At 73.8% G+C, this 13657-nt stretch carries 8 protein-coding genes, 1 rRNA gene and 1 pseudogene; 2 read left to right on the forward strand and 8 right to left on the reverse strand.

What is annotated here, in order from left to right; translation table 11 throughout:
• Positions 1 to 2011 precede the first annotated feature (2011 nt).
• The 5 genes and pseudogenes from KBX43_RS32245 to KBX43_RS15780 form a co-directional block, all read right to left on the reverse strand.
• Positions 2012 to 4072, reverse strand: a pseudogene (locus KBX43_RS32245) (DUF3367 domain-containing protein); the annotation flags it as partial.
• Complete coding sequence (locus tag KBX43_RS15765; RefSeq protein ID WP_210885109.1) at positions 4066 to 5514, reverse strand: glycosyltransferase family 4 protein; 1449 nt, start codon at positions 5512 to 5514, stop codon at positions 4066 to 4068. The pseudogene KBX43_RS32245 and the gene KBX43_RS15765, both read right to left, overlap by 7 nt.
• On the reverse strand, positions 5511 to 6335 hold the full coding sequence (locus tag KBX43_RS15770) for a glycosyltransferase (RefSeq protein ID WP_064446837.1): 825 nt from the start codon (positions 6333 to 6335) through the stop codon (positions 5511 to 5513). Before KBX43_RS15770 ends, KBX43_RS15765 begins: the two co-directional genes overlap by 4 nt.
• A gap of 9 nt (positions 6336 to 6344) precedes the next feature.
• Positions 6345 to 6506, reverse strand: a complete 162-nt coding sequence (locus KBX43_RS15775) for a hypothetical protein (RefSeq protein ID WP_157539048.1) — start codon at positions 6504 to 6506, stop codon at positions 6345 to 6347.
• Between the two features lie 41 nt (positions 6507 to 6547).
• Entirely contained in the window at positions 6548 to 8287 is a 1740-nt protein-coding gene (locus KBX43_RS15780; protein ID WP_210885111.1) for a hypothetical protein, read from the reverse strand.
• Positions 8288 to 8456: 169 nt separating this feature from the next.
• Here KBX43_RS15780 and KBX43_RS15785 point away from each other — a divergent pair, with 169 nt between their 5' ends.
• The gene (locus KBX43_RS15785; RefSeq protein ID WP_210885113.1) at positions 8457 to 9725 is read left to right on the forward strand and encodes a polysaccharide biosynthesis protein; all 1269 of its coding nucleotides are present in this window, start codon (positions 8457 to 8459) and stop codon (positions 9723 to 9725) included.
• On the opposite strand, the gene nudC is transcribed toward KBX43_RS15785, so the two are convergent.
• Complete coding sequence (nudC, locus tag KBX43_RS15790) at positions 9622 to 10521, reverse strand: NAD(+) diphosphatase (RefSeq protein WP_043327813.1); 900 nt, start codon at positions 10519 to 10521, stop codon at positions 9622 to 9624. The genes KBX43_RS15785 and nudC overlap by 104 nt on opposite strands.
• A gap of 185 nt (positions 10522 to 10706) precedes the next feature.
• Between nudC and KBX43_RS15795 the strand changes: the two genes are divergently transcribed.
• Positions 10707 to 12524: a VanW family protein gene (locus tag KBX43_RS15795; RefSeq protein WP_069089573.1), complete on the forward strand. Its 1818-nt coding sequence runs from the start codon at positions 10707 to 10709 to the stop codon at positions 12522 to 12524.
• A gap of 58 nt (positions 12525 to 12582) precedes the next feature.
• Here KBX43_RS15795 and KBX43_RS15800 read toward each other — a convergent pair whose 3' ends face one another.
• Both KBX43_RS15800 and rrf read right to left on the reverse strand, forming a co-directional pair.
• Positions 12583 to 13209: an NADPH-dependent F420 reductase gene (locus KBX43_RS15800; RefSeq protein WP_030502154.1), complete on the reverse strand. Its 627-nt coding sequence runs from the start codon at positions 13207 to 13209 to the stop codon at positions 12583 to 12585.
• 237 nt (positions 13210 to 13446) lie between these two features.
• Positions 13447 to 13563 (reverse strand): 5S ribosomal RNA (gene rrf, locus KBX43_RS15805).
• Positions 13564 to 13657: the final 94 nt, after the last annotated feature.

The following is a 13657-nucleotide window of genomic DNA, read 5'->3' on the forward strand; positions in this document are numbered from 1 at the left end:
GGGGCAGCCACAGACGCTCGGTCCCGTAGACGGTGAGCCCCAGCGCGGCCGGCACCCAGATCCATGCCGGGCCGGGCGTGCGGCGCCGGTGCAGCGCCACCACCGCGGCGGCGCAGCCGAGCCCGACCAGGCCCCCGAGCAGCGCCGGCACCGCCACCGCGAGCAGCGGCGCGGTCGGCATCATCGTCGGCACCACCGGGTACGCGGGTCGATGGCGGCGCGCGGGAATCAGCGCCCCGACCATCAGCAGCACCAACAGGCCCCCGGCGACGAACAGGACGATCCGGTAGTGCTCGCCGGGCGTGAAGACCAGCTCGACGCGGCCCGCGGGACCGGCCGGCACGAACCATCCCTGCTTCCACCCGTCCAGGCGGGCCGCGATCAGCTCCTGCCCGTCGAGCGTCGCCCGCCAGCCGGCGTTGGCGTTCTCCGGAACCATCAGGTAGCTGCCGCCACCCGCACCGATCTCGATCGACCGGCGCTGGTCGTCCCAGTCGACCACGCTCAACGCCCGGCGCGGCGACGCGGCGACGACGGGCCGTTCGGCCGGCGTACCGCTGAAGATCACGCTGTCCACGACGAACCGGTCCGCCGGGGCGGAGACCTCGTTGCCGCCCGCCCGCAGCGTGACCTGCTCCGCGCCCGCCTTCGCGGCCCGGCCCGACGACGTAGCGGGAGCGCAGGCGCGGTAGCGCAGGGGCCGCAGGTCGCGCAGGTCGCGCAGCGTCCCGGTGGCCGTCGTCGGCACCTTCACCCCGTTGACCACGATGGTGGGCCCCGCGCCGCACGGGAGCGTCACCTCACGGTCGAGGCCGCGCGGCTGGTTCAGTTCGGGCACGCCCTGCACGTCCACGCCGCTGAGACCGACCGGCAGCGACTGCGGCTCGAACAGCGCCGTCGACCGGCTGACCCTCGGCACGGTAGAGGTCACTGCAACGGTGAGCCCACGGGTACGCAGAGCCGGGAAGCGGGCGACACCGTCCAGGTCGACAGTCACCTCCCGGATGCCGTCGTCACCGGTGATCCGGACCGTCCTGGGCGGCGCCGCGACGAGGCTCTCCGCGAACCGCAGCCGCACCCAGCTCACCTTGCGCGCGGTGGCCCAGCGCATCTTCACTGTCGGTTGCGGATCGCTCGGATCCGCCCACCAGGCCGTGCCGTCGTCCCCGTCCCCCAGCGACCTCGACGAGGCGACCGGGTCGGCGAACCACGAACTCGACGTCGTGAACGTCTCGCCGCCCGTCATCTCGTCGTACGCCGCGAGCGCGGTGGCGGGCGTGGCCCGGGCCAGGCCGGTCAGCTGGGTGGGGATCGCGGCCGGCAGGTCGAAGCGCCGGGGCACCAGCCCGGTCTCCTCGCCCTGCCGGATCAGGTCGGGAGCGCACAGGTAGTGGTCACCGGCGACCGCGCAGGCGGATCGATCGGTGGCCTTGCGGGCCAGCGCGACCACCTCGGGCGCGACGGCGTCGGCGGGCACCTCCGGCAGTCGCAGGTAGCGCTCGGGCGTCACCCCGGCGACACTCAGCTCCCGGATACCCGCCCGGCGGCCCGGAACGTCGGCGTCCGCGACACTCTCGACTGTCACCCGCAGCCAACTGCTCCGGCCGGCGGGCAGCGGCAACCGCGCCGTCGACCGGCCCGCGCCGGTCACCGGGTGCACCTGGGAACCGCCCTCGGTGCTGACCCGTACCGAGGTGACCGGCGCGCCGATCACCTCGTCGCCCATCACCTGCACCTCCACCGAGTCGGCCTCGATCGGGTCGGCGAAGCGCAGCTCGACCCACTGGCCCACTGGTTTGCGCGCGCCGTCGGACAACCACGCGGTGCCGATGTCGCCGTCGACGGCGGCGAAGGGTGTGGCCGACGGGTCGCGCAGCCCGGCCGGACCGGTGACGTCCGCCGCGCTGGACGACGCCCGGACGTCGGCCACCCCGGCGTACGCCGAGGAGGTGATCGACGACCGCCACGCCGGGTCGAGGATGTCGTGCTCCAGGCGCTCCAACTGGGTCGGGTCCTGCTCGGTCAGGGTCCGCGAGGTGTTGCCCCGGACCAGACCGAAGTCGACCTCCCGGTCCCGGAGGCTGTCGGCGAGCACGGTGCCGCCGTCGCTGACCAGCGGGGGATCGCCGTCGAGGATCACCGGCCGGTTGCCCAGCACACCGGCGTCGCTGAGGTCCAGCAACGTCTCCGGCGCGCCGACCAGGTTGAGCGGCAGCGCGGCGTCGGTCAGCGTGGCCCGGGGCGTCGGCCGGTCCACCTCGTAGATCTCCACCGCCGGGTACGGCTCGTGCAGGCCGTAGTCCCACGCCCCGTTCAGGTCGGGCTTCACCCCGGACGCCGGGCCGAACGCGGCGACCCGGAACAGGCCCGGTGCGCTGTCAAGCGTGCGGTGCACCAGGACCGGCCAGGCGATGCCGCCGACCGGCTGGCGGAGGTCGTTGCGGACGAGCAGGTAGCGCACGCCGAGCCGGCTGAGCACGTCGGCCAGTCCGGGCGAGGCGGTGCCCGAGGCGAGCCGCTCGTCGATGGCGGAGAGCAGCCGCGAGTTACCAGCCGATCCGCCCGGCACCAGCGCCCGCACCGCCCACGGCGAGTCCAGCAGCGGCTGCACCGGCTCGTCCAGCGGACGTCCCCAGTTGTACTCGGCGAAGTTGGAGCCGGGAACCAGCAGGGTGGTGCCCGGCCCGGCGTGCCGGTCGAGCCACCCGGTCGCCTGCCGCCAGTGCTCGGGCAGCGCGTGGAAGCCGCCGCCCGGAGCGAGTCCCGCCATCCCGGCGCCGCTGGTCACCGCCACGAGCGCGACGGCGGTCGCGCCCAGCGCCACCCGCCGGGGCGCCATGTTCGTGGGGCGCGTGAAGCGGCGGATGAGCGCGATCCGGCCGACCGTGTCCAGCATGTGCGCGGCGGCCAGCGCCAGCGGCAGGCGGATCACGACGTCGAACTTGTGCAGGTTGCGGAGGGCGGCGAGCGGACCGTCGAGCAGTTCACGCATCGGCGACGCGAACGCGGCGCCCCCGGTCGACAGGTTCCCCGCGGTCAGGGCCAGCAGGCCGACCAGCGCGCCGACGAGCAGGAACCGCCGCTCCGGCAGGTCCCGACGGGCGAGCCCGGCCAGGCCGACGCAGGCGATCAGGGCGGTGAGCACGATCATCCACGGGGTGGTGACCAGCGCCCATCCCGCGCGCCACCACGGCACGCCGTCGACGGCCAGGTAACCCACCCAGTGGGTGCTGCCGCGTACCGCCGACGGGAGCGACGTCACGCTGGTCGTGACCGCCGCGCTCTCGGTGTACGGGAGGAACGGGAACCCGTAGCGCTGCAGCAACAGCAGCGGCACCAGCCACCAGAAGGTGGCCGCCACCATCGCCACCGTCCACCACGCCAGCAGGCGGATCCGCCGCCGACCGGGCGCACGGGTCACCACGTACAGGAACGCGGGCAGCACGGCGCACGCGACGGCCGCGCCGTTCGCGCCGCCCATGCAGACCACAGCGAGCCCGCTGAGCGCCGCGGCCCGCCGCAACGAACCGCCCGCGGCCCCCTTGACCAGTGGCAGCAGGACCCAGGGGGCGACGCAGTACGGCAGCAGTTCCAGCGAGACCGTGCCGACCAGGGACAGCGCCCGGGGGGACAGCGCGAAGATCGCGCCGGCCACCAGACGCGATCCCGGACCGCCGAGGTCGAGGGCGCGCGCCAGGCGCACCACGCCGGTGAGGGCGACGCAGAGCAGGGTCGCCATCCAGAGCCGCTGGACCAGCCAGGCCGGCAGGCCCACCGCCTCACCGAGCAGGAAGAACGGGCCCATCGGGAAGAAGTAGCCGACGGCCTGGTTCTGGAGCGTGCCGAACTGCCAGCCCCCGGTCCACAGGTGAGCCGCGCGGGCGAGGAAACCGCCCGGGTCCAGGGCCATGTCCAGCTTCGTCTCGGGCACGATGAGCCCGGGCTCCTGGGTGACGCAGAGACCGATCAGCGCGAGACAGACCAGTAGCTCGCGCAGGCGCCACACCGCCAGGGACACCGTGGCGCTCGGAATTCCGGGGGTACGGCGAGCGGTCGACCAGGCGGTCAGCACTGCCGTACCGGAACGCCGGTGAGCAGTTCGTCCGCTCCGGCGTTCCGCTCGTCGATGTCGTCGGCTGCGGCCCCCGCCTGCAGCAGCGCCTGCCGGACGGCGGCCGGCTCGGCGGCCGGCACCAGGAGCAGCAGGTTCTGCCCGTCGATCGCGACGTGCCGGGTACGCGGCAGGAGCGGTGCCACCCGGGCCAGAAGGCGTTCCGGCTGGTCGGTCCGGACCACCACCGACGTGTTCCCGGCGGCCCAGGGCAGCGGGCGCGGCGTCAGCAGATCCCCGAGGACCGCACGCACCCGCCGGCCGGTGTCGGTCCAGCGGAACGAGTCGCTCCACCGCCGGCACTCCGCGGCCATCCGTTCCGGCTCTCCGGGCGTCGCCAGGGAGTCCAGCGCGCGGTCGAGGCCGGCGGCCAGGTTCTGCGCCGGATCCTCACCCTCGTCGACCAACCATCCGGTACGGCCCGGCCGGACCGCGTCGCGCAGCCCGTCCACGTCGAAGGCGACAGTGGGCAGCCCGGCGGCGGCCGCCTCCACCACCACGAGACCCCAGCCCTCACCCCACGAGGCGGAGACGTGCAGCCAGGCCGCGGCCAGCAGCGCGTCCCGCTCGGCGGCGGGCAGGTGGCCGTGCACGGTGACCATGTCGTTCAGTCCACGCTCGTCGACCAGCCGGCGGACGCTCGCCACGTCCGGCCCACCGCCGACGATGTCCAGACGCAGGTCGGGCCGTTCCGCCCGGAGCCGGGCCACGGCGTCGACCACCAGGTCCACCCGCTTGTGCCGGGTCACCCGGCCGACGCAGACGACACGTGGCCGGTCGGCGCGGGTCACGCCCGCGGCGGCCGGCCGGGACGCGTCGGCGCCGTTGGGCGCCACGACCACCGGGCCGGTCCAGCGCAGCCGCTCCCGGATCGCCACCGCCGTCGAGGGGGAGACCGCGAGCGTCACCGCGCGGCGGTAGACGCGCCGGGCGACCGGTCCCTCCAGCCAGGCGCCGAAGCGACCCACGACCGGGCCGAAGTACAACCGGAACTGCCGGTCGTGCACGTGGTGGATCACGCAGATCACCGGCACGGCCGCCGGCAGGACCGCCGGACTGAAGAACGGGATGCCGTTCTGGCAGTCCACCACCGCGTCGAACTGCCGGCGGTGGCGCGCCAGCCAGCCCAGCACCCGGGGGTAGATGGTCCACCGGCCGCCGGTACGGACGATCCGGATGCCCTCGCGGACCTCGTCGCCGGGCTGCCCGTTCGGGCGCGCGGTGACGAAGGTGACCTCCGCGCCGGCGGTCACCAGGTCGCGGGCGACCTGCCAGGCGTACACCTCGGCGCCCCCGGCGTCAGGATGCCAGGGGTCCTTCCAGTTGAGCACCACGACCCGGCGGCCCACCACGGTGGCGTCGGTGGTGGGTGCCGCGTCGGTAGAGGGTGTTCCGACACTCACGGCCGCATTCCAACGGCGGCCGTGCCGCCGGTGACGTCCGGCGTGACCGGAAGCGTGACGAGTGGCATCACCGGGGCGACGTCGGCGCCACGGAGCCACCAGTTGATCTTCGCGACGTCCACGAAGCTCTGCCAGCCGTGCCGGACCGGTGAGAAGCGGGAGCCGGGTACGTCCACCCAGCTGACCGGAATCTCCACCAGGCGGGCGCCCGCCCGCTCGGCGCGGCCCAGCACCTCGACGTCGAACGCGAATCCACCGCACCGCAGGGGCGCGAAGACCCGCCGGGCGACGTCGTTGCGGAAGAACTTGAACCCGCACTGCGTCTCGCTGACGCCGCGCACCACCTGCCGGACCGCGCCCCGGAACGCCACCGCGCCCCAGCGTCGCAGCACGCTGTGCCGCTCCTCGACGACCGACTCGGGGTGGGCCCGCGACCCGACCACCGCGTCCGCGCCGTCGTACAGGAGATTGAGCACCTGGGCGAGAGCGGCCGGCGCGGTGGCCAGATCGGCGTCACAGAAGCCTACGTAACGGGCGTCGCTGGCCAGCACACCCCGACGCACCGCGAAGCCCTTGCCCGGTTCGCCGCACCAGAGCAGGCGGACCGGAACCGGGCCGGGCGGCGCGTTCACCACCACGGCACTCGTCCCGTCGTCGCTGGCGTTGTCCACCACGGTGACCCGGCAGGGCACTCCGAGTTCGGCCAGCGCCGCCCGGAGCAGGACCAGGGTGTCGGGCAGCCGGAGCGCCTCGTTGTACGCGGGCACCACGACGTCGAGTACGACCAGTTCTGACGAGACGTCAGGAGGGGGGACCTCCATGCCGCACCGTCAGCGCTCGCCGTACACGATGATGGGCTGCTCCACGCTCGCTGGCTTGCTGTTGCTGTTGCCGAGGGTGGACGCCCCGATCGAGACGGCCAGGATTCCCAGCACGGCACCCACCGCCGCGGCGACTACCGCGGTGAGGAGGGGATTGAAGGATGCCTTCATCGATGATCCCTTCGGAAAAAGGTACCGAAGAGTAACATGCGTCACTGCCGCTTGACCCGGTGCGAAAGGGCGATCATCAGGGTGGCCCCCAGTACCGAATACCCCAGGACCGGCATTATGCCGATGCGACCGGACGAGCCGGAGAAATCGGAATCCGGCAGACGCAACAGCGTCAATGCCCCGTCCCGCCGGACCAGCTCGGCGCTCACGAACCGGCCCTCCACCTGTGCGGCGTCCGGTTGGTCCGTCTGCACGAGCACATACCGCACCCCGAGCCGGCGCAGCGCCGGTCCCGGATCACCCGGCGCCGCCAACGCCGCCGCCACCCGGTCCGCCTCCCGGCTCTCCCCACGGATCCGGTCCTGGCCGACAAGCACGTCCTGGTCCCCGACCACCGGCCGGCGGAACGCCCGCGAGGCCGGATCGAGCACCGGCACGTTCCCCGCCCACGGATAGGCCCGGAACGAGGACCAGGGCAGCGACACCAGGCTGCCCCCGGCCGGATCCCGGTTCACCTCGGCGCGCACCGCCGCCCACTCCGCCGGGTACCGCACCGTGTCGAACTGACCACCGAGACCCCACGCCAGACCGGGCATGAGCAGCACCGGAGCGACCACCAGCAGCGGGGCCAGCGCCCGGGCGCCGGTCGTCACGAGCGACTCCACGAGCATCCCGAGACCCACCGCCTGCACCAGTGCCAGCGGAGCGAGCAGCCGGGTGCCGTCCCGGACCGCGCCGGCCAGCGGAACGTGCTCGACCAGCGCGACCATCCACTGCGCGCCCAGCGGCCACGCCGGCGCCACCGCGACCACAGTGCCCAGGACCGCGCCGGCGAGCAGACCCCACCAGGCCGCCGACGGCCAGCGGCGACGGGTAAGCACGTACCCCCACAGCGCCGCGCCGGCCAGCGCCAGCGCGATCAGGGCGACCGCCCACTGGTCCCGGCCGACCGGCACGGCGTTCCGGCTCCACACGCCGCCGAGAGTCGCGACGCTGCCGAGCACGCCGAGTGGCGTGTCCGCGCGGACCGCGAACGCGGCCACCCCCCGCTCGTCGACGTCGACGGCGCCGCCCCGGCTCAGCAGCGCGAGCCACCACGGAGCGGTCAGGCCGGCCAACGTCGCCGCCCCCGCCACAAACGCCCGCCACCGGCGCGCCAGAGCCAGCGCCGGGGCACAGGCGAACACCGCCGCCAGCACCATCGCCGGGCCGCCCAGCACCACCGCGGCCCCTCCGGCCACTGCGGAACGCCGCCCCGGGCCGGTGCCCTCGGGCGGCGGCCGGAGCACCCCCAGCACCCAGGCGAACGCCCAGGGCAACGCCGCGAACCCCGCCACCACCGCCCACTGCCCGAGGTGCAGCCGCCCGTACACCCAGGGGTTCCAGACGTACGCGAGCCCGGCGGCGACCCGCGCCAGCGGATGACCGACGGGCGCCAGCCGCGCGGCGCCCACCGCGGCCAGGACGAGACAGCCGGCCAGGAGCACCTTCTGGGCCACGTCTGCCGGGACGACCTGCGACAGCCCGACCGCGAGCAGCTCGCTCGGTACCGCACGCGGCAGTTCGGAGCCGCTGCCCCAGACCACCGCGCCGAACGGCGGGTCCGGCACGAACACCAGGTCGTACCGGAGGACGAAGCCACGGCGCAGCACCGGGCCGAGGATCGCGACGACCACGCCGACACCGAGCGCCGTCTCCGGCCACCAGCGGCGCAGCGCGACGGCGGCCCGCGACGGCGCCGGACCGAAGCTCGGTGACGCTCGACGCACACGGACCCCCATGAACCTGGACGGAAGCGGGCCCGACGTCGCACCCGGGGCTCCGGACAGCACTCTAGGCACAGGGCGAGTACGGACGGTAGCTTGCCTCACGACGTCGACGAGCCAGCCGCGACGACGACGCGAGGTTCGAGGCGAACCCGTTCCACCGGCGACACCGACATGAGGCGCGATGACAGAGACCACGGCAGGGCCCGGCGCGAGCCGCCTGGGAACCGCCGGCGCGGCCGTCGCGGTCGCCGCGATGGCGACGAACGGGCTCGCCTACCTGCTGCCCATGCTCGGTGCCCGGTACCTGCCGGTCGAGGAGCTGAGCGTCCTCGCCACGACGCTGGCCCTCGTCGCGATCGCCGGCGTCGCCGGCGTGGGGCTGCAGATGGCGGTCGCTGTGCACCGGGCCCGCCACCCCGGCGCGCCGACGCACCGGGTCAGCCTCGTCACCACGGCGGTCGCCGGCGGCGCCGTCGTCGTGGCCGCGCCGCTGATGATCACCGGTCTGCGGCTGTCGTCGACCGTCGTGGCGCTGGTCGCCGGCACCACTGTCGCTGTCGTCCTGGCCGCCCGGTGGCTCGGCGAACTGCAGGGTGAGCAACGCTTCGTCCGTCTCGCCTGGGCGATGGGGGTGGTGGCGCTCGGGCGGTACGGCGGCATGATCGTCGCGCTGGTCCTCGGCGCCGACGTCGTGGTCACCCTGCTCGCCGGCATGCTCACCGCCTGGCTCGTGCTGCCGGCGCTGGCCTGGATCGCCCGCCCCGACCGGCCCGCCGGGAACGACGTCGCCGCCACCATGCGGATCCGGCAGGTGGCGAGCGCCGGCACCGCCGCGCTGGCGATGCTCGCGGTGTCGTACGCCGACCTGATCTTCGCCCGCCAGCTGCTCTCGCCCGCCGACTCCGGGGCGTACGCGGTCGGAACCGTGCTCACCAAGGGCGCGCTCTGGGCCCCCCAGGTGATCGTGGTGCTGGCGCTGCCCCGGCTCGCCGTGGGAGACAACCGGGTCCGTACCGTCGTGCTCGCCATCGTCGCCGGCTGCGGCGTCGTGCTCGTCGCCGCCTCGGCCCTGGCCGGCGGGTTCGCGTTCCGGCTGGTGGGCGGCGAGGACTACACGTCCCTGGGGAGGTACGCCCCGTTCTTCGCCGCCACCGGCGCGCTCTACGCACTGATCTTCGCGGCCGTCAACGCGAAGATCGCGGCGGGCGCGCGCTGGCCGTCCGCGCCGCTCTGGGTCGCCGCGGCCGTCCTGGCCGTGCTCACCACCACCGTCGCGCCCCGCACGTTCCAGGGCATCATGTGGTGCGCGCTCGCCACCGCCGCGGGAACCGCGCTGGTGATGGTGTTCAGCCCTCCGCGAGCCAGTCGCCCAGTAGCCGGTGATCGATCGAGTCCACCCGGCCCAGCGGCCGCCCTGCCGCGACCCGCGCCCGCAGCTCCGCCCGGCTGAACCAGCGCGCCGCCAGCAACTCCACCCCGTCGACCCGGACCTCCTCGGACACGGCGACAGCCCGGAAACCCGCCATCAGCCCGGCGGGAAACGGCCACGCCTGCGACCCCTGGTAGACCACGTCGGTGACGGTGACGCCCGCCTCCTCGGCCAGCTCCCGGCGGACCGCGTCCTCCAGGCTCTCGCCGACCTCGACAAAGCCGGCCAGCGTCGAATAGCTGCCCTCGGCCGCGCCCGCGTGCCGGGCCAGCAGGCACCGCCCGGTCCGGCCGGGCGCCTCGACCAGCACGATCACGGCCGGCTCGATCCGGGGGAACCACAGCCGCCCGCACTCCCCACCGCTACAGGTCCGCATGTGCCCGCCGCCACCGGCCACGGCCCGGGCGCCGCACGCGCCGCAGTACCGCTGCTGCCGGTGCCAGAGCAGCAACCCCCGGGCGTACGCCTGCACCGCCGCCCCGGCCGGGTCGAGCCGGCCCACGAGCGTCCGGACATCGACAGCGCGCGTCGCGGCGGCCAACTCGACGGCGGCCCGCTCGCCGAGCGCGGAGAGATCGGCCGCGAACACCGCGACGTCGTCGTCGAGCCCCAGGAAGACGGTCTCCCCGGCGGCCGACCGGACGCGGGACGCGTGCTCGCCGGTGAGCCGGACCGGACCGGCCGCGTCGACCAGGCAGCGGTCCCGCCACAGCGGCAACACCACGCTCACCGGATCGGCCAGCCGCCCGGCCAGCCACTCCGCGTCACCGCGCAGCGCCGCCGCCCGGTCGAGCCACCCACCGCCGTACGCCAGCACCCGCTCACCGTGCCACGATCCGCGCCCGGGCGCGGCCCCGAATCGGGTGATCGGGCCGACACCGCCGAACGCCCGACACGACGCCGGGCCGGAGACTCCCGGCGCGCCCGGGCGTTGGTTACCGTAGGTGTCTCCCGCGGGGGAAGCGGTCCCCGCGTGTACTTCCGATCGAGGTTGCAGTGACGATGTACGGCGAGAAGGTGCCGGCTGCCGACGACCGGCCCACCATCAAGGTGGCGGCGGTGAGCTGGCCCGGCGTCGAGATGGAGCCGGTCGCCACACCGCCCGGAGGCGACACGGGCCGGCCGGGGCGGTCGCGACGGGCCCGGCTGCTGCTGGCCGGGGGGATCGTCGCGGCCGTGCTCGCCGGCGGCGTCGGCCTGGGCGCCTACGCGTACGCCGGTGACGTGCCCCGCGGCACCACGGTGCTCGGCACCGAGCTGGGCGGGCGCAGCCGCGCGGAGGCGGCGGCGGCGCTCCGCGCCGAGCTGGAGCGCCGGGCCGAGGCGTTGAACGCCCCGCTGGCGGTCACCGTCGGTGAGAAGAAGGCCGAGCTGAAGCCGTCCGACGTGGGGCTCGCCATCGACGTGGACGCCACTGTGGCGGCCGCCGCGAAGGCCGACGCGCACGCGGTGAGCCGGCTCGTCGGCTCCCGTACGGTCGAGCCGGTGGTCACCGTCGACCGGCCCAAGCTGGAGGCCGCCCTGCGGAAGGTGATGGGCTCGCAGGGACGCGAGATGACGATGCCGGCGATCATCTGGACCGGCACCACCCCGAAGCCGGTCTACCCGAAGCCGGCGCTCACCGTCGACACCGACGGCGCCACCGGTGTGGTGAAGGCCGGCTGGCTGGCCGCCGAGCCGGTCACCGTGCCGCTCGTCGAGAAGTGGCCCGCCACCACCCGTGAGGAGGTCGACCGCCTCGTCGCCGAGCTGGCCCGGCCCGCCGTCGCCGCGCCGGTGACGCTCACCACCGACGGCGGTTCGGTCACCATCCCGCCCGCCGCCATCGCCCGGGCACTGCGCTTCTCCGCCGACGACGCCGGCACGCTCACCCCGAAGGTCGACGTCAAGCGGCTCCGCGCCGCGCTCGGCGACCGGCTGACGAAGCTGGAGGTCGAGCCGCAGGACGCCGGGCTGACCATCAGCGGCGGCAAGCCGAAGGTGGTGCCCAGCAAGGCCGGCCGCCAGGTCGACGCCGCCGCGCTCGGCCCGGCCCTGCTCGCGGTGCTGCCCAAGTCCGAGGGCCGTACGGTGTCCGCCGAGCTCAAGCCGGCCGCGCCCGAGCTGACCGAGGCGGAGCTGGCGAAGCTGGGCATCAAGGAGCGGGTGTCGACCTTCACCACCCACTTCACCGGCGGCCTCTCCTCCCCGCGCAGCCAGAACATCGTCCGCGCGGCGAAGGACGTGGACGGCACGCTCGTGAAGCCGGGTGAGACGTTCTCGCTCAACGGGCACACCGGTGAACGCGGCTACGACCAGGGATACAAGGACGCGCCCACGATCGTGAACGGCAAGCTGGTGCCGGGCGTCGGTGGCGGCGTCTCCCAGTTCACCACCACGCTGTTCAACGCCACCTACTACGCCGGGCTGGAGGACGTGGAGCACAAGCCGCACTCGTTCTACTTCAGCCGCTACCCGGCCGTGATCGAGTCGACCATCTACTGGCCGCAGCTCGACTTCAAGTTCCGTAACAACACGCCCCACGGCGTGCTCATCGACACCTCGTACACGTCCAGCTCGATCACCGTCTCGATCTGGAGCACCAAGATCTACGACAGCGTCAAGACGGAGTACGGCCCCCGCCGCAACATCACCCAGCCGAAGACCGTGTACCTGACCCCGGGGCCGTCCTGCATCCCCGCCGCGGGCGCCGTCGGGTTCGCCCAGGACGCCTTCCGGGTCATCAAGAAGGACGGCAAGGTCGTCAAGCGGGAGAAGTTCAGCTGGCGCTACGACGCCGAGCCGCGCTTCATCTGCGCCCCGAAGCCGGGCGACGACTGATCCACGACACACGGAAAGGCCCCGCCGGACGCATCCGGCGGGGCCTTTCCCATGCTTGTCACGGCCGCGCCGCGGCCAGCCCTTCGCGTACGCCGTCGGCGTCCCGGTCGGTGCCGTAGACGGGGGTGTCCGGCTGCTGCCGCCAGCTCTCGTCCAGGGTGCCCGCGTCGACCGGGTCGAAGCCCAGATCGTCCACGAGGCCCATCACGATCCGCTTGGCGTCCGCGTCGTCGCCGGCCACCGGCAACGCGATCCGGCCTGCCGTACCCGCCGGCTTGCCCTCGTCCATGAGGTGCGCCGCCTGGATGTTGTTGAAGACCTTCACCACCCGGGCGCCCTTGAGGTGGTCAGCGGTCCAGCGACTGGAGCTGAGGCTGCGGTCGAGCAGCTCGGCGATGTCGCCGTCCCGCTGGGGGTAGTAGTTGTTGGCGTCGACCACCAGCTTGCCGTCGAACAGCGCCGCCGGGAGCTGCGGCACCGCCTTCAGCGGGATCGCGATGACCACCAGCTCGGCGCCCTGCACGGCGTCCTCCACCGACACCGCCCGGGCGCCGGTCTCGGCGGCCAGGTCGGCGAGGCTCTGCGGCCCGCGGGAGTTGGCCACCGCGACGTCGTGGCCGAGTGAACGCAGACGACGGGTGAGGGTGCCCCCGATGTGCCCCGACCCGATGATTCCAATCTCCATGTCCACTCCTGTACCCCGTGCGGTCGGCCCCGATCACGGTCCCGACGTACGCCATGTCACGTTTCGGCCCACCGGCGTGGCCGTTGTCAGAGGTCCCGGCTCGACGGTACGAGACTGACGCGGCCGACGTGGTGATTCCCGTCGGCCGGCCCGAATCCAGGCGGTGTGGTGGCCGGTTTTCGGGGTGGACGCGTTTCAGGGCCACCCCTCACGGGGGTGGCCCTGAAACGAAAGGTTGTCCGGCGGTGTCCTACTCTCCCACACCCTCCCGAGTGCAGTACCATCGGCGCTGGAGGGCTTAGCTTCCGGGTTCGGAATGTTACCGGGCGTTTCCCCTCCGCCATGACCGCCGTAACTCTATGAACATGTCAACCAACCCAACCTGTGGGTGATCGTTTGTTCAGAGTTGCACAGTGGACGCGTAGCAGCTTGGTAGTCAAGTCCTCGG

The sequence above is a fragment of the Micromonospora sp. C41 genome (genome assembly GCF_018070485.1).
GTDB lineage: Bacteria > Actinomycetota > Actinomycetes > Mycobacteriales > Micromonosporaceae > Micromonospora > Micromonospora chalcea.

What these genes read in the sequence shown, in the direction of transcription:
- KBX43_RS15770 (WP_064446837.1), bottom strand. Translation starts at nt 6,335, where the DNA reads ATGGAGGTCCCCCCTCCTGACGTCTCGTCAGAACTGGTCGTACTCGAC.
- KBX43_RS15775 (WP_157539048.1), bottom strand. Translation starts at nt 6,506, where the DNA reads ATGAAGGCATCCTTCAATCCCCTCCTCACCGCGGTAGTCGCCGCGGCG.
- KBX43_RS15780 (WP_210885111.1), bottom strand. Translation starts at nt 8,287, where the DNA reads ATGGGGGTCCGTGTGCGTCGAGCGTCACCGAGCTTCGGTCCGGCGCCG.
- KBX43_RS15785 (WP_210885113.1), top strand. Translation starts at nt 8,457, where the DNA reads ATGACAGAGACCACGGCAGGGCCCGGCGCGAGCCGCCTGGGAACCGCC.
- KBX43_RS15795 (WP_069089573.1), top strand. Translation starts at nt 10,707, where the DNA reads ATGTACGGCGAGAAGGTGCCGGCTGCCGACGACCGGCCCACCATCAAG.
- KBX43_RS15800 (WP_030502154.1), bottom strand. Translation starts at nt 13,209, where the DNA reads ATGGAGATTGGAATCATCGGGTCGGGGCACATCGGGGGCACCCTCACC.